Origin of the sequence: Rhodococcus sp. NPDC059179 (genome assembly GCF_042754885.1) — a bacterium.
Taxonomy (GTDB): Bacteria; Actinomycetota; Actinomycetes; order Mycobacteriales; family Mycobacteriaceae; genus Rhodococcus_G.
Genome location: NZ_JBHZBV010000003.1, coordinates 440,479 through 460,218, shown reverse-complemented (window position 1 = coordinate 460,218; position 19,740 = coordinate 440,479). Strand labels below are relative to the sequence as shown.

Below are 19,740 nucleotides of genomic sequence, written 5' to 3'. Positions count from 1 at the left end.
GGACCCGGAGGGTGCTGCGTCTGCTCGGAGACCTCAGTCATGCTGGATTCCCTTTCGGAGCCGTCGACCGGTGCGGTGGTGACCAATCGAAAGAAGACGTACGATCGTTCGTGTAGATAGTCAACGTACGACCGTTCGTTCAATTTGGCAAGATCTCGTGGGAGGATGGACCGGTGGTGGATACGGCACAGACCTCAGACCAGCGGCTGATCAAGGGGGCGCTGGCACGCGCGTCGATCGCCCGGCACGCGGCGGATGTCGCATCGGTCGAGGGGCTGACCGGTCTGACCATCGGCAGGCTCGCCACCGATCTCGGGCTGAGCAAGAGTGGCGTCGCGACGCTGTTCGGCACCAAGGAGAACCTGCAGGTGGCCGCAGTGCAGGCCGCTCGCGAGGTGTTCATCGAGCACGTCGTCCAGCCGAGTTTGAAGGTGCCGCGTGGCCTGCCGCGGCTACGGAAACTGATCGACCGCTGGTTCGACTTCGTGTCCGCGCCGGTGTTCCCGGGAGGTTGCTTCCGAGGTGCGACGGTATCGGAGTTCGACAGCAGGCCCGGACCGGTCCGCGACGCGATCGCGGCCGATCAGCGCGACTGGCGCGACCTGCTCACCCGCGAACTCCGTCGCGCCCAGGAGCAGGGCGCTGCGCAGGGGAGGGACGCTGCAGCGCTGGCGTTCGAGATCGACGCGCTGCTCAGTTCGGTCAACACGGCGCTGCGGATGGGGGAGTCGGAGGCGGTCCCGATGGCCCGCGCGATCATCGACGGGCTGCTCGGTTAGTCGGACTCCGGCGGTGTGTCATCGTCCGCCCGCGCCCCGACGTCCCCGGCGGTCCGGTCTTCTCCTGCGGCCCGGTCTTCGCCCGCGACCTCGCCCGCGGCCTCCCGGTCGAGCGTGCGCAGGATCGCCGTGCCGTCCTGCCCGGCACCGGGCTCGTCGGCGAGCGGCCAGCCACCGGCGGCGAGGTGTGCACGCACCCGTTCCACGTCGGACTCGATCGGCATCTCGTCGGTGACCTTGGTGATGAGCACCTGGATGTCGATCTTGTCGATCGGCGGCGGGAACTGCTCGACCAGCGCGTCGGTGACCGCGTGGACTTCCTCGTCGGACAGACGCCTGCGAAGCAGCGCGATCAACGGGATGTAGTCCTGTTCGGGCACGCCATTGGGATACCCGGCGCGTAGCCATCCGAGTATCGAGGTGAGGAACGGTGGAAGGGCCACGGACGTGATCCTTTACGGCTCGTCGCCGGGATCCGCAAGCGGCCAACCGGCCGCGGCGAGCACCGACCTGACCCGGGCGATGTCGTCATCCGACGGCGCCTCGTGGGTGATGTGTTCGATCAGCTCGCCGATCTCGGTGCGGGTGACGGTCGGGTCATGGTTCTCGTCCCGCGATTCGGCGAATGCGACGGCCACGTCCTTGATCTGCTCGGCGGTCAGCTTGCGGTGCAGCAAGGCCACCAGCGGGATGCGGTCCTTCGGCGGGATGCCCTGCGGGTACCCGGCCCGCAGCCACTTCAGGACGGACATCGGGAATGACGGTTTGGATGAGGTCACGAATGTTGCCTCTCGACTCGTGGGCCGACGCTAGAAGATTTCGATGTTGAATGTGTGGCTGAGGAAACCCTGCATGACGAACAGGATCCCCGCGATGATCGCGACGACCACCACGGCGAAACACGTCGCCGCCGCAATCATGGCAAGTGGCTTACGGGTGGCGGTGGTCGTCGAGTCGGTGGTGCCGCCGGAGTCGAGTGCCCGCAGGCCCAGCGCGAAAATCGCGGGTAGACCGGCGCCGAGCAGCAGCCCGACCGCGATGACCTGCCACAGCGAATCGACGGTTTTCGAAAGAAGATCCATGTCCGCGATTTCCTCAGGCCTTCACGTTGTTGCTCGGGGTGGGCGCCGGAGCAGGCGCAGGCGCGGCGGTCGGCGGCGCGGGCGGTCCCGGAATGTGCTCGGCGGGAATCAGTCCGCCGTCCCAGTCCGCGTTGACGTTGCTCGGGTCGATCGGCTGCCTGCGCGAGCGGGCGTACATCCAGCCCGCCATCATGAGCAGGATCGCGAACACCACCAGCACGCCGGGCAGCCCACCGATCAGGTGCGCGATGGCCCAGCAGGCGGCGCCGACCAGGCCCGCCGACGGGAGGGTGATCAGCCAGGCGACCGCCATCCGGCCCGCGACACCCCAGCGCACGTCGGCGCCGCGGCGACCGACGCCGGTGCCCAGGATCGAGCCGGTGGCCACATGCGTGGTGGACAGGGGGAGCCCCAGGTGACTGGAGGTGAGGATGATCGCAGCCGAGGACGCCTCGGCGGCCATGCCCTGCGGCGCCGCGATCTCCACCAGGCCCTTGCCAAGGGTCCGGATGACGCGCCAGCCGCCGAGATAGGTGCCGAGCGCGATCGCCAGCGCACATGTCAGCTTCACCCAGAACGGCATGTCGGCGTCGGCGTTGATCGTGCCGTGCGCGACCAGGGCCAGAAAGATCACGCCCATCGTCTTCTGCGCGTCGTTGGTGCCGTGCGCCAGGGACACCAGCGACGCGGAGCCGACCTGGCCGAGCCGGAAGCCGGACTCCTTGGTCTTGTCGCGCACGCCACTGGTGATCCGGTAGATCAGCCAGGTGCCGGTGGCGGCGACGAGTCCCGCGACGACCGGCGCCAGGAGGGCCGGAATGATCACCTTGCTCAGCACGCCGGACCACTCCACGCCGTTCATTCCGAGCCCGGCGATGGCCGCACCGATGAGGCCGCCGAATAGGGCGTGCGAGGAGCTCGAGGGAATGCCGAGCAACCACGTCGCCAGGTTCCAGATGATGCCACCGACGAGTCCTGCGAACACGATGATGAGCAGCGCCTCGCCGCTCACTTCGCCCAGATTGACGATGCCCTTGGCGACGGTGGCCGCGACCTCCACTGAGAGGAACGCGCCCACCAGGTTGAGGATTGCGGAAAGCGCAACCGCGACTTTGGGTTTGAGTGCCCCGGTCGCAATCGACGTCGCCATCGCGTTGCCGGTGTCATGGAAGCCGTTGGTGAAGTCGAACCCGAGGGCTGTGACAACTACGACAAGAAGAACGATGAGTTCCGCGTTCACGGCCTTGATCCTCCGTTACGAACGCGTAAAAGTCGAGTCTGTACCCGCTGTTCGCGCGTGCTTTCCAGCACACCGCCTCGGAGCCGGTCCGGCCAGGTCCCGGTGGTTCGCGGCCATTCCGGGGCACTGCCCGCATCGAGGCGACCGGCGTGTGAATCGTCTCAGAAGCGAACGAAATGTGGCGAAGCTCACCGGCCGGTCTCACTGACCGGGACACAGCAAATTGCGGCCCGCGCGGCTGATTACCGTCCCGGCATCGAGTGACGCAGATCGCACACCCCCGGCCGGGTGGGAGGAAAGCGCGCTCGCAGTTCGACCCCACGGAATCTGCCCGGTCCCGGGTAGCCGAGAAGGAGACACCGATCGTGAAACGAAAGAACACAGCCCGCCTCGTGGCAGCGTTGGCCATGTCGGCCGCACTGGTGTCCGCGTGTGCCACCGACCGCGCCGGAGAAGCGGTCGGCGGATCGACTGGCGGAAGCGGGTCCGGCGATTCGCAGGCTGCCACGTCGGAGGGGTCGTTCGGCACCCTGGACTCGCCGTGCGGGGACGGCGACGCGAAGGGCGCGACCGATCAGGGCGTCAGCGACACCGAGATCAAGATCGGCTACGGCGACGACCGCGGCTACGCGCAGAGCCCGGGCCTGAACAAGGAGATGTCCGACGCCGTCTCCGCGATGATCGACTGGTGTAACGAGCAGGGCGGCATCAACGGCCGAAAGATCGTCGGCACCGACTACGACGCGGCGATGACGCAGGCCAACACGGTCATGCAGGAGGCGTGCGCGTCCCAGTTCATGATGGTCGGCCACGGCTTCGCGATGGACCAGACCGCTGAGCAGACCCGCGTGGCCTGCAACATGGCTGCCGTCCCCGGCTTCACGGTCTCGCCCGACGCGGCCAGCGGCCCGATGACCTACCAGGGCGTGCCCTTCCCCGTGGACTACGCCAACGGCGCCGCCTGGTTCCAGATGGCGGAGATGCATCCCGACCTGCTGAACGACTTCGATCTGGTCGGGTCGACGATGCCGACGATCATCACCTCGCTGGCGAAGACTCGTTCGATGGCCGAGGCGGCAGGCTTCAAGCTCAAGGACTGCGGCGTCACCCTGAACTACCAGGGCGAGCCCAGCTACGTCGCGTTCGCGGAGAAGTACAAGGAGTGCGGCGTCAAGGGTCTGTGGACCTCGCGCTCGCCGGTGCCGAACGAGTTCAACTTCTTCAAGGCGGTCGACCAGGTCGGTATCGACCCGATCATCTTCGGTGAGGCCACCTGGTACGGAAACTCCGCGCAGCAGTTCAACAAGGACTCCGGGATTCTCGACAACCTGAACGCCGACATGACCTTCCAGATGCTCGAGAACGCCGACAAGGTCCCGGCAGTCCAGAAGTACGTGGACCTGGTCGCGGAGCAGGGCGGCAAGACCGCGCTGCTCGGCATGCAGTCCACCTCCTCGTTCCTGCTGTGGGCGACCGCGGCCAAGGAGTGCGGTTCGGACCTGACCCGTCAGTGCATGATCGACGAGCTCTCCCAGATCCACGAGTGGGACGGCGGCGGACTGCACGCGGTCACCGACCCGGGCAAGAACATGCCGGCCAAGTGCGGCCTGATGGTCTCGCTCAAGGGCGCCGAGTACACGCAGGCGTTCCCCAGCACCTCCGGTGAGTTCGAGTGCAATGACAGCTACCTGATCAAGACGGACCCGTCGACCTGGGGCACCGAGCTCGGACCCGACCGGGTCTCGACCAAGTACCTCAACCCGAACGTGATCAAGCCCAAGGCCTAAGGCCGCTGCGCCGCGGTGGTGCGCCCACCGAGTCCCCGGACTCCACGGGCGCACCACCGCGGCACCGCCGCATCTCTCAAGACAGAGGGTTTCTCACATGGACACTTTCGTGACGTTCACGATCCTGGGCCTGGTGCTCGGTGCCGTGTACGCGATCGCAGCCTCCGGGCTGGTGCTCACCTACAACACCTCGGGGATCTTCAACTTCGCCCACGGCGCGCAGGCCATGCTCGGCGCGTTCTTCTACTGGCAGCTCCGCTACGGCTGGAACCTGCCCGCCCCGATCGCGCTGCTGTTGGCGCTCGGCGTGTTCGGCCCGCTGATGGGCCTGGCTCTGTACTTCCTGATCATGCGGGGTCTGCGGGACACCGCGGAGGTGACCAAGATCGTCGTCACCGTCTCGATCATGCTCGGGATGCTGTTCCTGTCGCAGTGGTTCTGGCACCCGGAGGACCCCCGCACCCTGCGGATGTTCTTCGGTGACGACGCCAAGTTCTCCTTCCTCGGCGCGACCGTGCACCTGCACGAGATCATCTGTCTCGTCGCGGCGATCGCCATCGCCGTCGGACTGCGCCTGCTGTTCACCCGCACCCGGATGGGCGCGACAATGCGCGGCGTCGTCGACGACCCGGATCTGCTGCGCCTGAACGGGCACAACCCGGAGCGCATCGCCGGCTTCTCGTGGGCGCTGAGCTCCATGCTCGCGGTGCTCGCCGGCATCCTGGTCACCCCGATCAGCGGCGGCACCCTCGAGGCGAACCTGTTGACGCTGTTGGTGATCGACGCGTTCGCGGCCGCGATGTTCGGCCGGCTGCGCAGCATCCCGCGCACCTTCGTCGGCGCGATCGTGCTCGGTCTGGCCGGCACCTACCTGCTCGGGTACGGACCGTCGACCTGGACGTGGACCTCGAACCTGCGGGTCTCGCTGCCGATGATCGCGCTGTTCGTGGTGCTGATCGTGCTGCCGCAGGACCGCCTGCGCGGCGCCGCCGTCCGCACCCGTGAGCGTTACCACGTGCCCAGCGTCCGCAAGGCGGTCGCGTGGGGAGCGGCCCTTGTCGTGATCGTCTACCTGATCCGGTTGCTGATGGTCGAGTCCGCGATCACCACCCTCACCATCGGCATGTGCTTCGCCATCGTCGCGCTGTCGCTGACCGTGCTCACCGGCTACGCAGGCGAGATGAACCTGGCCCCACTGTCATTCGGTGCGGTCGCGACGATCGTGGTCTATCACTTCGGTATCTCTGGCTCCGGACTCGCACAGCGCCTGACGATCGTCGGAGTGGTGCTCGGCGTGCTGGTGGCCGCGCTGGTCGGTGGCCTGGTCGCTCTGCCCGCGCTGCGTCTGCGGGGGCTGTATCTCGCGCTGGCGACGATGGCGTTCGGCGTGTTCCTGAGCAACATGGTGCTGCGCGACACGACCGAGCACGAGCTGTTCGGTGTGAAGTTCTCCCTGTTCACCGGCGGTTCGCTGGTGATCCCGCCGCTGCAGATCGGCCCGCTGGACCTGGGCAACGAGACCACCTTCCTGATGACGGCGACCGTGCTGTTCTCGATCCTCGGCGTCGCCGTCGTGGCCCTGCGCAACAGCGGATACGGCCGACGGCTGGCGGCGATGAAGGACAGCCCGGCAGCCTCGGCGATGCTCGGCCAGAACCTCGTCAAACTGAAGCTGAGCGTGTTCATGATCTCGGCGGGTATCGCAGGCCTCGGCGGCATCCTGATGTCGAGCGCGTTGGGCGCGGTCTCCGGCGACAGCTTCACCATCATCATCAGCCTGTCGCTGCTGATGCTGACGGTGGTCGCGGGCATCGGCTACGTCAGCGGCGCCCTCTTCGGCGGCGTGATGGCAGGCGTCGGCTTCTCGATCATCATGGTCTCGTTCACCAACCTGGCGAAGGCGCAGCCGGAGCTAGAGGGCCTGTACCTGCTGTTGGGCAACATCGCCGCGGTGAGCCCGGCGCTGATCGGTATCGGTGTCGGCCACAACCCCAGCGGCAGCGTGCATCAGGTGATCGAGGGCTACCGCAAGCTGCGCGACGCCAAGCCGGTGCTGATCGGGGGCGCGGCGTTCGTCGCGGTCCTCTACGTGCTGGCGCTGACCGGGGTCCTGGGCAACTGGTGGTTCGCCTCGCTGACCATCGTCACGGTGTTCGCGCTGCCGGTCGTCGGCGAAATGCTCATGCCGACGGCGGTACTCGGGGCCGAGGAGGTCGCCCGACGGCGCACCACGCCGCCCGAGCTGGTCGGCATCGACGAGCCGTACACCGAGGAGGGCCGCGATCGTCTCGACCGCGAGCTCGGTCTGCCGAGCGGGCCGGTGGTGCCCGCTGCGGGTCACCCGGTCACGGGTAACGCAGCCACGGCGCAGGCGCAGTCGGGCACCGAGTCCGAGTCCGAGTCCCAGTCCGAGACCGAATCGGTGAAGGAGTTGACCGTCAATGCAGTCTCCTGAGGCAACCCCGCTGCTCGAAACGCGTGGTGTCACTGTGCGATTCGGTGGCCACGTCGCAGTCAGCGACGTCAGCATCGCGGTCGGGCGAGGCGCGGTCACCGGGCTGATCGGCCCCAACGGTGCCGGCAAGACCACGCTGTTCAACACGGTCACCGGGCTGCAGAAGCCCACCGCCGGACAGGTGCTGATCGACGGCGTCGACGTCACCAAGAAGGCGCCGTACAAGCGCGCACATCTGGGGTTGGCCCGCACCTTCCAGCGACTGGAGCTGTTCCTGTCGCTGTCGGTGCGGGACAACCTGCGGGTGGCGGGCGACATCCACCGCGCGGGCACCCGCGGCAAGGTGGACGTGAAGGCGGAGACCGACCGACTGCTCGAACTGACCGGCCTGACGGACGTCGCAGACAAAGACGTCTCCGACATTCCGACCGGCCGGGCCCGGGTCGTGGAGGTGGCGCGCGCGCTGATGACCTCCCCGCGGGTCCTGCTGCTCGACGAGCCCGCCTCCGGGCAGACCGAGCAGGAGACCGAGGATTTCGCCGCGATGCTGATCCGGCTGGCGGGGGAGGGTCTCGGCATCTGTCTCGTCGAGCACGATCTGCCGCTGGTGATGAAGGTGTGCTCGCGGATCCACGTGCTGGACTACGGCGCGCTGATCGCGTCCGGCACCCCGGAAGAGATTCGGAACGATCCCGCGGTGATCGCGGCCTACATCGGAACGGAGGAGGTGGCATGAACGCACCGGTCACCACTCCTCGGCACGCCGCGGCGCCGGATGCCGCCCAGTCGCAGCAGGAACCGCTGCTCGAACTGGTCGGTGTGCGGGCCGGCTACGGCGCCATCGAGGTACTGCACGGGGTGGACCTGGCCCTGTACCCCGGTACGGTCGTCGCGCTGCTCGGACCCAACGGCGGCGGCAAGACCTCGACGCTGAAGATCTGCTCCGGCATTCTGCCCGTCGAATCCGGCGAATTCCGGCTCGCGGGCCGGGTCGTCAACGGCGTCGACGCGGCCGACCTCGCGCGGCTGGGTATCTGCACCGTTCCCGAGGGCCGGGGCATCTTCCCGAACCTCACCGTCCGCGAGAACCTGTGGGTGGCGACCGGCACCGGGGCCACCCTCAAGGCGCTCGAAGAGGTCGCGTACCAACGCTTCCCGATCCTCGGGAAGCGGCGCGGCCAGCTCGCCGGCTCGATGTCCGGAGGCGAGCAGCAGATGCTCGCGCTGTCCCGTGCACTCGGCACCGAACCCACCGTGTTGCTGCTCGACGAGCTCTCGATGGGTCTCGCGCCCAGGGTGGTGACCGAGATGTACGACATCGTCGCCCAGCTCGCGGGGGAGGGGCTCTCGATCCTGGTCGCCGAGCAGTTCGCCCGAGCGGTGCTGCCGATCGCGACGTCGGCGGCGCTGATGCTGCAGGGCCGCGTGGTCCGGACCGGGGACCCGAACGAAATCGACCGTGAACTATCCACAAGCTATCTAGGAGGATGACGATGACCGCACTCGCGGAAGAGCGTCGCGCACAGTTCAAGAACGACGTTGCCGAGCTCAAGCTCAAGACCGGTCAGTCGCGCGGCGACGGCGCGGCCCGGGTACTCGGCCTGGTGCTGATGATCGGCGGGGCGGTGGCGACGTTCATCGTCTACCTGTCCTCGCTCACCCAGTCCGACCTGCGCAACATCACCTCGTACCAGATCCTGGCGACGGCGCTGCTCGCCGTCACGGTGATCGGGGCTGCGCTGTATCTCGCCGGAGCCATCGCCAAGGTGCTGCGGCTCTGGCTGCTGCGTCAGCTGTACGAGGGCCAGGCGCAGGCCGATCAGATCGCCGAGGCCGTGCGCAAGGTCTAGGACCTGGGCCGACAGGCGTTCCCGCGGGCGTGAGTTCGCGGGAACGCCTGACCGCGCGTCAGGGCGCGGGCCGCCCCTCCGACCCGACAGGTTCGCGGGGAATGCGCGCGGTGAAGAACAACGCGCCGACCGCGAGGAGCGCGGCGAGGGCGCACGACACCCGCAGCGCCTCCAGCCGCGCATCAGCGTTGACCGCGAGAACGGCCTCGGCGGAGGACCCGGTGACGCCGGCCTCGTCCAGCGCCTCGCGCAGTTCGGTGTCGGACAGGAACGGGACCCCGGCGGCCAGTTCGGTGGTGGCCTGCTGTTGCACCGAGGTGGGCACGTCGGGGTTGTCCTGGATCCCGGCGAGGGCAGCGGTGCTCAACGTCGTGATCAGTACCGCGCCGATCAGTGCGGTGCCAAGCGAGGCGCCGAGGTTGGTCGCCGTGTTCTGCAGCCCCCCGACCTCGGCGCTCTGCGAATCCGGCACCGACGAGACGGTGACGGCGCCGAGCTGAGAGGCCAACGCGCCCAGCCCGAACCCCATCAGCAGCATCGGGACCGCGACGATCGCGGCGTTCGCGCCCGGGTCCAGCCCGGCGACGAGTATCAGGATGCCGACGATCATCGAACCAAGGCCGCAGCGAACCACCCGACGGGGAGCGGCGCGCGGCCAGAGCTTGGGAATGCCCGCGGCGGCGAGCAGGAGTGCGACCGACAGGGGAAGCAGTCGCAGCCCGGTCTGCAGCGCGTCGAGCTCGAGGACGACGGAGAGGAACAGCGGGACCGCGAAGAAGATCCCGGCCTGCACCATGAACTGCGCGAAGAACATCGTCAGGCCGCCGCTGAGCCTGCGGTTCTGCAGCAGTCGGGGATCGAGCAGCGGCTCGCCGCCGGTATCGGCCAGGTGGGTTTCCCAGCGCAGGAACGCGTAGACGACCAGCAGCCCGCCGAGGATCAGCCACAGGGTTGCCGACACGCCCAGCAGCGCGGTGCCGCCGGGTGTGGGCCTGATCCAGCCCCATTCGCTCGAGCGCAACACCCCGAACACCAGCATGCCCAACCCCAGCACCGACAGCGCCGAGCCCACCAGGTCGAGGTGCACCCTCGTCGGCGCCGAATCCTCGACTCTCCTGAGCACCAACAGGATTGCCGCAACGATGACGACCTCGCCGAGGAAGACGTAGCGCCAGGACGCGAACGTGGTGACCGCGCCGCCGATCAGGGGCCCGGCCGCGACGGCCATCGCACCCGCGGCGGCCACCAGTCCGTACGCCGCGGCGCGACGAGCAGGCGGAAAATTCGCCGCGACCAGGGCGACGATCGCGGGCATGATCAACGCGGCTCCGACCCCCTCCAGCAGCGACCAGCCGATCAGCAGCACACCCAGGTTGGGCGCCAGGGCCGTGGTGAGGGACCCCGCCCCGTAGACGACCAGACCGATGCCGAACGCTCGGCGCCTGCCCAGGATGGTGCCCACCTTGCCGCCGGTGATCATCAGGGTGGCCATGACGAGGGTGTACAGCGTGATGGCGGTCTGGATCCCGGTGATCGTGGTGCCGAGGTCGGCGGCCACCGCGGCCATCGAGACGTTCATGACGGAGCTGTCCAGCGTCATCAGGAACTGACCGGAGGCCAGCACGGCGAGCACGAGGCCGCTCCCCTTCTCGGCGGAGGACTTGTTCCGCATGTCAGCGTTCATCGTCAGACCTCGCTGTCGAGGGGGGGATTTGCTACGGCGCGGGGCGGCCGTCCCTGCGAATCGGGTGATCCGCGGGGATCTGCACCAGCACGATCGGGACGCCGTCGGGGTCGGCGATCCACATCTCGTGCAGACCCCACGGTTCCTGCCGCGCCTCCCGAATGATCTGCACTCCCTTGAGCACCAGCTCCGTCTGGGTGGCGGTCAGGTCGCGGACCTGGAACCAGAGGGCGCCGTCGAAGCGGGTGCTCACGCCGGACCCACCGTGGGCGGCGACCTCGATCAACCCCTGCCCGGCGAAGAACACGGTGCCGCCCGGGTATTCGCGCGCGACCGCCAGCTCGAGGGTCTCCGCATAGAACGCAAGCGTTGTCGGGTAGTCGGCCGGTCGCAGGATCGTTCGACTGCTGAGAATTTCCATGCTCACTCCTGCTCTGCGGGCCGTGCCTCGTGGCCGGGTCTGCCCGCCGTTCGCCTGTGCTGTTTCATTTCTGCCTCGTAGAGGTGCCTGCGTCCGCCGAGCACGCCGTCGCGCACCGCCCGCTCTTGCTCGCGGAACTCCGACCAGTAGTCGTCGTCGAACTCCTCCACCACCTGGAAGGTCCAGCGGCCTGCCAGGACGTTGCGCCCGACCAGTTCTTCCTGCAACCGGTCGGCCAGCCCGCCGTGGCCTGCCTCGCGGAGCATCTCGACGGCCTCCACGAGCTGTAGGTGCGCGTGTCCGATCAACTGGTGGAATCCGTACAGGTGCCCGCGGGCCCGCTCGACCGTCTCGAGGGCCTCGGAAACGCGCCCGGCTGCGGCGACCTCGGCGTCGGTGACACCGGCCGGTCGGCGGTGCTCGGGTGCAGGCTGTTCGCGGTCGACGCCCATCCGTTCAGTGTGCCCGAACGGCTGCGGCGCCGCGGGTCGACGTGTTGAAGTAGAGGGGTCGGATGCTCGACCGTTCGCTCCGGGGGGCGAGAGGACAGAGCTCATGAGTTCGACCGTGACCGCAGATCCGATTCCGGGCGGCGACGCCCTGCCGTTTCCGCCGACGCCGTCGGGCAGCGTGGCAGGCCGGACGATGCAGGAGTCGGTGTACAGCCCGCGCGAGAAGCCGAAGCGGCTGCACGAGGACGCGCCGAACATCATCATCGTGCTCATCGACGACGCCGGGCCCGGGCTGCCCAGTGCCCTCGGCGGCGAGGTGAACACCCCGACCCTCGAGAAGGTGCTGCGCGAGGGCGTGGGCTACAACCGCTTTCACACCACCGCGATGTGCTCGCCGACGCGAGCGTCGCTGCTCACCGGTCGCAACCACCACCGCGTCGGCAACGGCCAGATCGCCGAGCTGGCGAACGACTGGGACGGCTACTCCGGCCACATCCCCCGCTCCAGCGCCACCGTCGCCGAGGTGCTGCGGAACTACGGCTACAACACCGCGGCCTTCGGCAAGTGGCACAACACCCCTGCCGAGGAGACCACCGCCGCCGGTCCGTTCGACAACTGGCCGACCGGCCTGGGTTTCGAGTACTTCTACGGGTTCCTGGCGGGGGAGGCCTCGCAGTACGAGCCGAACCTGGTCCGCAACACGACGGTGGTGCTGCCGCCGAAGACGCCCGAGCAGGGCTACCACCTCAGCGAGGACCTGGCCGACGACGCGATCGGCTGGCTGCGCAGGCACCAGGCGTTCGAGGCCGACAAGCCCTTCCTCATGTACTGGGCGAGCGGTTGCCTGCACGGGCCGCATCACGTGATGAAGCCGTGGGCGGACCGGTACGCGGGCAAGTTCGACGACGGCTGGGACGCCTACCGGGAGCGGGCCTTCGTCGGTGCCAAGGAGAAGGGCTGGATCCCGCCGGAGGCGGAGCTGACCGAGCGTGACGAGACGATGGCGGCGTGGGACGACATCCCGGACGAGGAGAAGCCCTTCCAGCGGCGGTTGATGGAGGTGGCCGCCGGCTACGCCGAGCACTGCGACGTCCAGGTGGGCAGGCTGCTCGACGAGGTGGATCGGCTCGGCTACGGCGAGAACACCATCGTCATGTACATCTGGGGCGACAACGGTTCGTCGGGCGAGGGGCAGAACGGCACCATCAGCGAACTCCTCGCGCAGAACGGCATCCCGACCACCCCGGCCCAGCACATCGCGGCGCTCGAGGAGCTCGGCGGTCTCGACGCGCTCGGGTCCCCCAAGACGGACAACATGTATCACGCGGGGTGGGGGTGGGCGGGCAGCTCGCCGTACAAGGGCATGAAGCTGCTCGCCTCGCACCTCGGCGGCACCCGCAACCCGATGGTGGTGCGATGGCCCGCGAAGGTGGCATCGGACCCGGTGCCGCGCAGTCACTTCCTGCACTGCAACGACGTGGTTCCCACGCTGTACGAGATCGTCGGGATCACGCCGCCGCGAACGGTGAACGGTTTCCCCCAGGACCCGATGGACGGGGCCGGGTTCGCCGAATCATTGACGGACCCGAATGCGAAGGCGGGCAAGCTTACCCAGTACTTCGAGATCATGGGCAGCCGGGCGATTTATCACAATGGCTGGATGGCGTCGGCGTTCGGGCCGCGGGCGCCGTGGGCGGTGGGACTGCCGCCGGGGATCCGGGAATGGAGCCCGGACGACGACGCCTGGGAGCTCTACAACCTGGACGAGGACTGGACCCAGAACCACGACCTCGCCGCCGAGCATCCCGAGAAGCTGGCGCAGCTGCGCGAGCTGTTCGCCATCGAGGCGGCGAAGAACGAGGTGCTTCCGGTCGGCGGCGGGCTATGGGTGCCTGCCATACATCCCGAGATGCGGATCGCGACGCCGTACCGGAAGTGGGAGTTCTCCGGAGACATCACCCGGATGCCCGAATTCTGTGCTCCCGCACTGGGAAACAAGGACAACCGGGTGACGATCGAGCTGGAGACACGTGAGGATCCGAGTGGCGTCCTGTACGCGCTCGGGGCCAACTCGGGCGGGCTCACCTGCTTCGTCGACGACGGGTACCTCTGCTACGAGTACAACCTGTTCATCCTGATGCGCACCAAGATCCGGTCCGCCGACCGGCTGCCGCCCGGTACCCACAAGGTCACCGTCGACACCACCTACACCGAAGCGCGCATGGGCGGACCGCTGCGGGTGGTGCTGGCCGTCGACGGGGCGACGGTCGCCGAGGGCACGGTTCCGATCAGCGCGCCGCTGCTGTTCACCGCGAACGACTGCCTCGACATCGGGACCTGTCTCGGGTCGCCGGTCTCCCTGGACTACCGCGACCGGGCGCCGTTCCAATTCAACGGCCACATCGAGAGGGTGTCCGTGGAGTACACGTAGACCGGGCTCAGGCTGTGATCGCCCGCGTCATCGCGGCGCCGGTGAACTCGGCGAACTCTGTCGCGTCGAGATCCGGCGCCCACTTGTTGACGATGGTGTCGGAAACGCCCATCAGTCCCGACAGGACGAACCGGATGAGCCCGGGATCGTCGAGCAGCGTCCGCCCCTCCGCCTCCGCGGCCTCGAGCAGCGCCCGGTGGAGTTCCTCGTTGTACTGCTCCGCGGTCACGCGCAGTTCGCGGACGGAGTCGCGTTCCGACCGGGCGGCGCCCTCGATGTCGCGCCAGGTCGCCGTCATGCGCCCGACGCGCGCCCACTGCCGCACCGAGTTCGGGATGACCGCCGCGATCAGCGACGCGACGCCGCCGTCGCGGGGCAGTGCGGCCACGAAGGCGGCGGACTCGATCTGGCTCTCGTTGAGCAGCGCGATGAAGATCTCCTGCTTGTCCGTGAAGTACTGGTAGATCAGGCCCGTGCTGGTGCCGGAACGCTGCGCGACCGACCTGATCGTGAGCGCGGAGTAGCCCCCCTCGTCCAGCAGGGCGGCCGCCGCGTCAAGTGTCCGGCGTCGCCGAGCCTCCGCGTCGCCGTAGATCGACTTCCCGTTCGATTCGCCCATCGGCACACCGTAGCCGCGGAGCAAGCGAAGGTCCAAGTGGTCCAGCCGTAGAATGAACAATGTTCGATCCGGTATTGAACATTGTTCATTCTGTGTCTACAGTCACATGCATGACCACTGATGCCGTCACATCGACACCTCTCCGCCCTGCCGCGCAGGGCGACGCCGACGGCCGGGCCGCGGCGGAAATTGCGACTGCGGCAGGCGAACTGCTCCTGGCGCATCTAATGGAACTCGAGCGCGAGGGCGTCGATCCCGCCGATGTGCGCAAGGCGGGGGACCGGCTCTCCCACGAGTTCCTCGTCGCCACGCTGGGTGAGCGGTTCCCTGGCGACGCGGTGCTCTCCGAGGAGGGCGCCGACGACCTCGATCGGCTCGGCGCCGACCGGGTCTGGATCGTCGACCCGCTCGACGGCACCCGTGAGTTCGGCGAGCCGGGCCGCACCGACTGGGCCGTCCACGTCGCGCTCGTCGAGGGTGGGGAACTGGTGGCGGGAGCGGTCGCGATGCCCGCGCTGGGTGTCACCTTCTCGACCGCGGACGCGGCAGCCCCGCATCCCCCGCTGCCCGCCGCGCCGCGGGTGGTCGTTAGCCGGACGCGCAGGCCCGAGCCGGTGATGACGATGGCGACCGCGCTCGGTGCCGAACTGATCGAGATGGGATCGGCAGGCGCCAAGGCGATGGCCGTTGTGCGCGGCGAGGCGGACGTCTACGCACACGCAGGCGGGCAGTACGAGTGGGATTCGGCGGCCCCGGTCGCGGTGGCTCGCGCTGCCGAACTTCATGTTTCGCGGATCGACGGATCCGAACTGCACTACAACCAGCGCAGCCCCTGGCTGCCCGACCTACTGATCTGCCGCCCCGAGCTGGCAGGCACCGTACTGGAGGAACTTCGGCGATGAGCAGTCCCACTACCAGCAAGACCCTGACACACCTCGAACGGCTCGAGGCCGAGAGCATCCACATCATGAGGGAGGCCGTCGCCGAGAGCGAGAACCCCGTCATGCTGTACTCGGTCGGCAAGGACAGCGCGGTGATGCTGCACCTGGCGCGCAAGGCCTTCTACCCGTCCAAGCTGCCGTTCCCGCTGCTCCATGTGGACACCACGTGGAAGTTCCGCGAGATGTACAAGCTGCGCGAGGAGACCGCTGCGGCGGGCGACCTCGATCTGCTCGTGTACAAGAACCCCGAATGTGTGGAGAAGGGGATCAACCCCTTCACGCACGGCTCCGCGACGCACACCGACATGTGGAAGACCGAGGGGCTCAAGCAGGCGCTCGACCACTACAAGTTCGACGCCGCGTTCGGTGGGGCCAGGCGCGACGAGGAGAAGTCCCGCGCCAAGGAACGAGTCTTCTCGATCCGCTCGGCCGAGCACCGCTGGGACCCTAAGCAGCAGCGTCCGGAGCTGTGGCGGATGTACAACGTCCGCAAGTCGCCCGGCGAGAGCCTGCGCGTGTTCCCGCTGTCCAATTGGACCGAGCTCGATGTCTGGGAGTACATCCGGCAGGAGAACATCCCGATCGTCCCGCTCTACTTCGCCGCGAAGCGACCCGTCGTCGAGCGCGACGGGGCGCTGATCATGGTCGACGACGACCGGATGCCGCTGCTGCCGGGCGAGGAGCCCGAGCTCAAGAGCGTGCGGTTCCGGACCCTCGGCTGCTACCCGCTGACCGGTGCGGTCGAATCCACCGCCGAGTCGCTGACCGACATCATCCAGGAAATGTTGCTGACCACCACATCCGAGCGCCAGGGTCGCGTCATCGACCACGACAGCAGCGCCTCGATGGAGAAGAAGAAGCAGGAGGGGTACTTCTGATGTCCCACTCATCCGAACTGATCGCCGACGACATCGAGCGTTACCTCGAGCGGCACGCGAACAAATCCATGCTCCGCTTCATCACCTGCGGCAGCGTCGACGACGGCAAGTCCACCCTCATCGGCCGGCTGCTCTACGAGTCGAAGCTGGTCTTCGAGGACCAGCTGACCGCGCTCGAGGCCGACTCGCGCAAGAGCGGCACCCAGGGCGAGGGGCTCGACTTCGCGCTGCTGGTCGACGGATTGGCCGCCGAGCGCGAGCAGGGCATCACCATCGACGTCGCCTACCGCTACTTCTCCACGGAGCAGCGCAAGTTCGTCGTCGCCGACACCCCCGGCCACGAGCAGTACACCCGGAACATGGTCACCGGTGCCTCCACCGCGGACCTCGCGGTGATCCTGATCGACGCCCGCAAGGGTGTGCTCACCCAGACCCGCAGGCACTCGTACCTGGTCTCGCTGCTGGGCATCCGCAACGTGGTGCTCGCGGTGAACAAGCTCGACCTGGTGGACTACTCCCAGCAGGTGTTCGACGAGATCGTCGAGGAGTACGCGGGATTCGCGGCCGAGATCGGTCTCGGCAATGTCGTCGCCATCCCGATGTCGGCGTACATGGGCGACAACCTCACCGACCGGAGCCCGAACACGCCCTGGTACCAGGGCCCGACGCTGATCGAGCACCTCGAGACCGTCGAGATCTCCGAGGAACTCGCGGGTGGCCCCTTCCGGATGCCCGTGCAGTGGGTGAACCGGCCGGACCTGGACTTCCGCGGGTTCTCCGGGCAGATCGTCGGCGGCGTCGTGCGGCCGGGCGACCGGGTGCGGGTGCTGCCGAGCGGCAAGGAATCCACCGTCGCGCGGATCGTCACGATGGACGGCGACCTGGACGAGGCGCCCGCGGGCCGCTCCGTCACGATCACGCTCGCCGACGAGATCGACGTCAGCCGCGGCGATGTGCTCGCGGCGGCGGACGCGCTCCCCGGGGTCGCGGACCAGTTCGAGGCGCACGTGGTGTGGATGGGCGAGAACGAGATGCTGCCCGAGCGGCCGTACCTCTGCCAGATCGGCACGATGACCGTGCAGGCCCGGATCACCAAGCCCAAGCACAAGATCAACGTCAACACCCTCGAGAAGACCGCGACGAACACCCTCGCGCTCAACGAGATCGGCGTCTGCAACATCAGCTTCGACCGGCCGGTGCCGTTCGACGCGTACGCCGCCAACCGGGACACCGGTGGGTTCATCCTGATCGACCGGCTGACCAACACCACCGTCGGTGCAGGCATGATCGCGCACTCGCTGCGGCGCTCCGACAACATCCACTGGCAGGCGGTGGACGTGAACGAGCAGGCACGCCAGACGCTGAACGGCCATCGCCCGCAGGTGCTCTGGTTCACCGGGCTCTCCGGCTCGGGTAAGTCCACGATCGCCAATGCGCTCGAGCGGCAGCTCTACGCGCTGGGCTGCCACACCTATCTGCTCGACGGCGACAACGTCCGCCACGGGCTCAATCGCGACCTGGGGTTCACCGAGGCGGACCGGGTGGAGAACATCCGCCGGGTCACCGAGGTCGCCCGGCTGATGGCCGACGCCGGCCTGATCGTTCTCGCGTCGTTCATCTCGCCGTTCCGCGCCGAGCGTGAGGCCGCCCGTGAGCTGGTCGGGTCCGATCAGTTCTGCGAGGTGTTCGTCGACACCCCGATCGCCGTCGCCGAGCAGCGGGATCCGAAGGGCCTCTATAAGAAGGCACGTCGCGGAGAGCTGGCCAACTTCACCGGCGTCGACTCCCCGTACGAGTCGCCGGAGCATCCCGACCTGCGGATCGACACGACCACGACGTCTCCCGAAGAGGCCGGTCGGTTGATCGTCGAGCACCTGCGCAGCCGCGGCGCGATCGCCTGACTGCGTTTCCCGAGTACCAACCACCCACCCATCACGGAAGGGGCGTTCCTTGCCCACGAGAGACGAAATCTGTTCGGTAGTCGAGTCGTACGTGAAGCACCTCGGCAACCACGATGTCGACCAACTGGTCGCCCTGTTCGCGGATGACGCCGTGCAGCACGAGCCGCTCGGCGTGCGGACCTACCGCGGCATCGACGAGATCCGCGGGTTCGACACCGAGAACGCGAAGGTGGACTTCACGGTGAGCCGGTACTCGCCGATCATCGTCACCGGCCGATACGCGTCGATGCAGCTTCGGATCCAGCGTGAGGGCATGCCGGACTTCCTCGCCGCCGACCTCTTCGAGTTCGACGACGACGGCCGGATCGTCTCGCTCAGTGTCGTGCTCGATCCGCAGGCCCGGGTGTGACGGCCGCCGAGTTGGCGGCGCCCACGATGCCCGCGATGCTCGAGGGCAAGGTCGTGGTCGTCTCCGGTGTCGGGACGGGGCTGGGGCGCTCGGTGGCCGTCCGCAGTGCGCTTGCCGGCGCCCGGGTCGTCCTGGCCGCACGGACCGAGTCGCGGCTGATCGACGTCGCCGACGAGATTCGCGGCCTGGGCGGTACCGCGTTGACGGTGCCGACCGACCTCACCGACGACGCGTCGGTGACGAACCTCGCCGAGTCGGCACTCGAGGAGTTCGGCGTCGTCGACGCGGTGGTGCACAACGCGTTCGTGCAGCCACCGCACGAGCGGGTGCTCGACGCCTCCTTCGAGACGATCCGGCAGGGCCTGGACATCAACCTGCTGGCCGCGCTCAACCTGACGCGGAAGCTGACGCCCGCGCTGGAGCGGTCGCAGGGGTCGGTCGTGATGATCAACTCGATGGTGCTGCGCAACCAGTTGCCGAACTTCGGTGCCTACCGCGTGATGAAGGCCGGGCTGCTCGCCCTCGCCCGCAGTCTCTCGGTCGAGATGGGACCGATGGGTGTCCGGGTGAACTCCGTTGCCCCCGGCTACATTTGGGCGGACCGGGTCAAGCGGATGGTCGAGAGGCAGGCCGCCGAGCGGGGCGTCGACCCGGCCGTCGTGTACGCCGAGATCGCGGCTGGCACCGATCTGCGCCGGTTGCCCGAACCCGACGACATCGCGAATGCCGTGCTGTTCCTCGCGTCCGACCTCGCCCGCGCGATCACCGGGCAGTGCCTGGACGTCAACTGCGGCCACGCCCACCACTGATC

19 protein-coding genes and 1 pseudogene are annotated in these 19,740 nt (G+C 68.0%); 12 read left to right on the top strand and 8 right to left on the bottom strand.

Annotated elements, in window-relative coordinates; genetic code table 11:
- The first annotated feature begins 173 nt into the window (after window positions 1-173).
- A complete protein-coding gene (locus ACFXMV_RS10280) occupies window positions 174-779 on the top strand; it encodes a TetR/AcrR family transcriptional regulator (RefSeq protein WP_378499458.1) in 606 nt (201 codons plus the stop codon).
- Between the two features lie 158 nt (window positions 780-937).
- Here the strand turns inward: ACFXMV_RS10280 and ACFXMV_RS10275 are convergent.
- The 4 genes and pseudogenes from ACFXMV_RS10275 to ACFXMV_RS10260 form a co-directional block, all read right to left on the bottom strand.
- Window positions 938-1,222 (bottom strand): annotated as a pseudogene (locus ACFXMV_RS10275) (DUF3349 domain-containing protein); the annotation flags it as partial.
- 12 nt (window positions 1,223-1,234) lie between these two features.
- The gene (locus ACFXMV_RS10270; RefSeq protein WP_378499459.1) at window positions 1,235-1,531 is read right to left on the bottom strand and encodes a DUF3349 domain-containing protein; all 297 of its coding nucleotides are present in this window, start codon (window positions 1,529-1,531) and stop codon (window positions 1,235-1,237) included.
- A gap of 57 nt (window positions 1,532-1,588) precedes the next feature.
- Entirely contained in the window at window positions 1,589-1,861 is a 273-nt protein-coding gene (locus tag ACFXMV_RS10265; RefSeq protein WP_378499460.1) for a hypothetical protein, read from the bottom strand.
- Between the two features lie 13 nt (window positions 1,862-1,874).
- Complete coding sequence (locus ACFXMV_RS10260) at window positions 1,875-3,101, bottom strand: anion permease (protein WP_378502948.1); 1,227 nt, start codon at window positions 3,099-3,101, stop codon at window positions 1,875-1,877.
- 407 nt (window positions 3,102-3,508) lie between these two features.
- On the opposite strand from ACFXMV_RS10260, the gene ACFXMV_RS10255 reads away from it, so the two are divergent.
- The 5 genes from ACFXMV_RS10255 (at window position 3,509) to ACFXMV_RS10235 (ending at window position 9,193) form a co-directional block, all read left to right on the top strand.
- Complete coding sequence (locus ACFXMV_RS10255; RefSeq protein WP_378501184.1) at window positions 3,509-4,888, top strand: ABC transporter substrate-binding protein; 1,380 nt, start codon at window positions 3,509-3,511, stop codon at window positions 4,886-4,888.
- 97 nt (window positions 4,889-4,985) lie between these two features.
- Entirely contained in the window at window positions 4,986-7,343 is a 2,358-nt protein-coding gene (locus tag ACFXMV_RS10250) for an ABC transporter permease (protein ID WP_378501182.1), read from the top strand.
- Window positions 7,330-8,079: an ABC transporter ATP-binding protein gene (locus ACFXMV_RS10245; protein ID WP_378502947.1), complete on the top strand. Its 750-nt coding sequence runs from the start codon at window positions 7,330-7,332 to the stop codon at window positions 8,077-8,079. The genes ACFXMV_RS10250 and ACFXMV_RS10245 overlap by 14 nt, the downstream gene beginning before the upstream one ends.
- Window positions 8,076-8,834: an ABC transporter ATP-binding protein gene (locus ACFXMV_RS10240; RefSeq protein ID WP_378502946.1), complete on the top strand. Its 759-nt coding sequence runs from the start codon at window positions 8,076-8,078 to the stop codon at window positions 8,832-8,834. The genes ACFXMV_RS10245 and ACFXMV_RS10240 overlap by 4 nt, the downstream gene beginning before the upstream one ends.
- A gap of 2 nt (window positions 8,835-8,836) precedes the next feature.
- Complete coding sequence (locus tag ACFXMV_RS10235) at window positions 8,837-9,193, top strand: hypothetical protein (protein ID WP_378502110.1); 357 nt, start codon at window positions 8,837-8,839, stop codon at window positions 9,191-9,193.
- Between the two features lie 58 nt (window positions 9,194-9,251).
- Here the strand turns inward: ACFXMV_RS10235 and ACFXMV_RS10230 are convergent, their stop codons facing one another.
- The 3 genes from ACFXMV_RS10230 to ACFXMV_RS10220 are packed head-to-tail and all read right to left on the bottom strand — an operon-like array spanning window position 9,252 to window position 11,750.
- On the bottom strand, window positions 9,252-10,865 hold the full coding sequence (locus ACFXMV_RS10230) for an MFS transporter (RefSeq protein ID WP_378502963.1): 1,614 nt from the start codon (window positions 10,863-10,865) through the stop codon (window positions 9,252-9,254).
- 43 nt (window positions 10,866-10,908) lie between these two features.
- The gene (locus ACFXMV_RS10225) at window positions 10,909-11,298 is read right to left on the bottom strand and encodes a VOC family protein (protein ID WP_378502103.1); all 390 of its coding nucleotides are present in this window, start codon (window positions 11,296-11,298) and stop codon (window positions 10,909-10,911) included.
- Window positions 11,299-11,300: 2 nt separating this feature from the next.
- Window positions 11,301-11,750 carry a hypothetical protein gene (locus ACFXMV_RS10220; protein WP_378502102.1) on the bottom strand — a complete coding sequence of 150 codons (450 nt, stop codon included), beginning with the start codon at window positions 11,748-11,750 and terminating at the stop codon, window positions 11,301-11,303.
- Window positions 11,751-11,853: 103 nt separating this feature from the next.
- On the opposite strand from ACFXMV_RS10220, the gene ACFXMV_RS10215 reads away from it, so the two are divergent.
- Complete coding sequence (locus tag ACFXMV_RS10215; protein ID WP_378502945.1) at window positions 11,854-14,181, top strand: arylsulfatase; 2,328 nt, start codon at window positions 11,854-11,856, stop codon at window positions 14,179-14,181.
- A 7-nt stretch (window positions 14,182-14,188) separates the two neighbouring features.
- Here ACFXMV_RS10215 and ACFXMV_RS10210 read toward each other — a convergent pair whose 3' ends face one another.
- Window positions 14,189-14,800 carry a TetR/AcrR family transcriptional regulator gene (locus ACFXMV_RS10210; protein ID WP_378502033.1) on the bottom strand — a complete coding sequence of 204 codons (612 nt, stop codon included), beginning with the start codon at window positions 14,798-14,800 and terminating at the stop codon, window positions 14,189-14,191.
- Between the two features lie 110 nt (window positions 14,801-14,910).
- Between ACFXMV_RS10210 and ACFXMV_RS10205 the strand changes: the two genes are divergently transcribed.
- Genes ACFXMV_RS10205 through ACFXMV_RS10185 form a run of 5 tightly spaced genes read left to right on the top strand, consistent with a single transcriptional unit; the run spans window position 14,911 to window position 19,738 of the window.
- Window positions 14,911-15,702, top strand: coding sequence for a 3'(2'),5'-bisphosphate nucleotidase CysQ (locus ACFXMV_RS10205; RefSeq protein ID WP_378502944.1), 792 nt, complete (start codon window positions 14,911-14,913; stop codon window positions 15,700-15,702).
- The gene (gene cysD / locus ACFXMV_RS10200; protein WP_378502943.1) at window positions 15,699-16,619 is read left to right on the top strand and encodes a sulfate adenylyltransferase subunit CysD; all 921 of its coding nucleotides are present in this window, start codon (window positions 15,699-15,701) and stop codon (window positions 16,617-16,619) included. The genes ACFXMV_RS10205 and cysD overlap by 4 nt, the downstream gene beginning before the upstream one ends.
- Complete coding sequence (gene cysN / locus ACFXMV_RS10195; protein WP_378499162.1) at window positions 16,619-18,520, top strand: sulfate adenylyltransferase subunit CysN; 1,902 nt, start codon at window positions 16,619-16,621, stop codon at window positions 18,518-18,520. The genes cysD and cysN overlap by 1 nt, the downstream gene beginning before the upstream one ends.
- Before the next feature lie 49 nt (window positions 18,521-18,569).
- A complete protein-coding gene (locus ACFXMV_RS10190; protein ID WP_378499161.1) occupies window positions 18,570-18,929 on the top strand; it encodes a nuclear transport factor 2 family protein in 360 nt (119 codons plus the stop codon).
- 26 nt (window positions 18,930-18,955) lie between these two features.
- Window positions 18,956-19,738: an SDR family oxidoreductase gene (locus ACFXMV_RS10185; protein WP_378499163.1), complete on the top strand. Its 783-nt coding sequence runs from the start codon at window positions 18,956-18,958 to the stop codon at window positions 19,736-19,738.
- The last annotated feature ends 2 nt before the right edge of the window (window positions 19,739-19,740 follow it).

Bases quoted from the DNA above. Each gene is read 5' to 3' on its own strand.
- ACFXMV_RS10210 (WP_378502033.1), bottom strand. From the start codon at position 14,800: ATGGGCGAATCGAACGGGAAGTCGATCTACGGCGACGCGGAGGCTCGG.
- ACFXMV_RS10205 (WP_378502944.1), top strand. From the start codon at position 14,911: ATGACCACTGATGCCGTCACATCGACACCTCTCCGCCCTGCCGCGCAG.
- ACFXMV_RS10270 (WP_378499459.1), bottom strand. From the start codon at position 1,531: ATGTCCGTCCTGAAGTGGCTGCGGGCCGGGTACCCGCAGGGCATCCCG.
- ACFXMV_RS10250 (WP_378501182.1), top strand. From the start codon at position 4,986: ATGGACACTTTCGTGACGTTCACGATCCTGGGCCTGGTGCTCGGTGCC.
- ACFXMV_RS10240 (WP_378502946.1), top strand. From the start codon at position 8,076: ATGAACGCACCGGTCACCACTCCTCGGCACGCCGCGGCGCCGGATGCC.
- ACFXMV_RS10235 (WP_378502110.1), top strand. From the start codon at position 8,837: ATGACCGCACTCGCGGAAGAGCGTCGCGCACAGTTCAAGAACGACGTT.
- ACFXMV_RS10255 (WP_378501184.1), top strand. From the start codon at position 3,509: ATGTCGGCCGCACTGGTGTCCGCGTGTGCCACCGACCGCGCCGGAGAA.
- ACFXMV_RS10185 (WP_378499163.1), top strand. From the start codon at position 18,956: ATGCCCGCGATGCTCGAGGGCAAGGTCGTGGTCGTCTCCGGTGTCGGG.
- cysN (WP_378499162.1), top strand. From the start codon at position 16,619: ATGTCCCACTCATCCGAACTGATCGCCGACGACATCGAGCGTTACCTC.
- ACFXMV_RS10245 (WP_378502947.1), top strand. From the start codon at position 7,330: ATGCAGTCTCCTGAGGCAACCCCGCTGCTCGAAACGCGTGGTGTCACT.
- ACFXMV_RS10215 (WP_378502945.1), top strand. From the start codon at position 11,854: ATGAGTTCGACCGTGACCGCAGATCCGATTCCGGGCGGCGACGCCCTG.
- cysD (WP_378502943.1), top strand. From the start codon at position 15,699: ATGAGCAGTCCCACTACCAGCAAGACCCTGACACACCTCGAACGGCTC.
- ACFXMV_RS10220 (WP_378502102.1), bottom strand. From the start codon at position 11,750: ATGGGCGTCGACCGCGAACAGCCTGCACCCGAGCACCGCCGACCGGCC.
- ACFXMV_RS10265 (WP_378499460.1), bottom strand. From the start codon at position 1,861: ATGGATCTTCTTTCGAAAACCGTCGATTCGCTGTGGCAGGTCATCGCG.
- ACFXMV_RS10230 (WP_378502963.1), bottom strand. From the start codon at position 10,865: ATGCGGAACAAGTCCTCCGCCGAGAAGGGGAGCGGCCTCGTGCTCGCC.
- ACFXMV_RS10225 (WP_378502103.1), bottom strand. From the start codon at position 11,298: ATGGAAATTCTCAGCAGTCGAACGATCCTGCGACCGGCCGACTACCCG.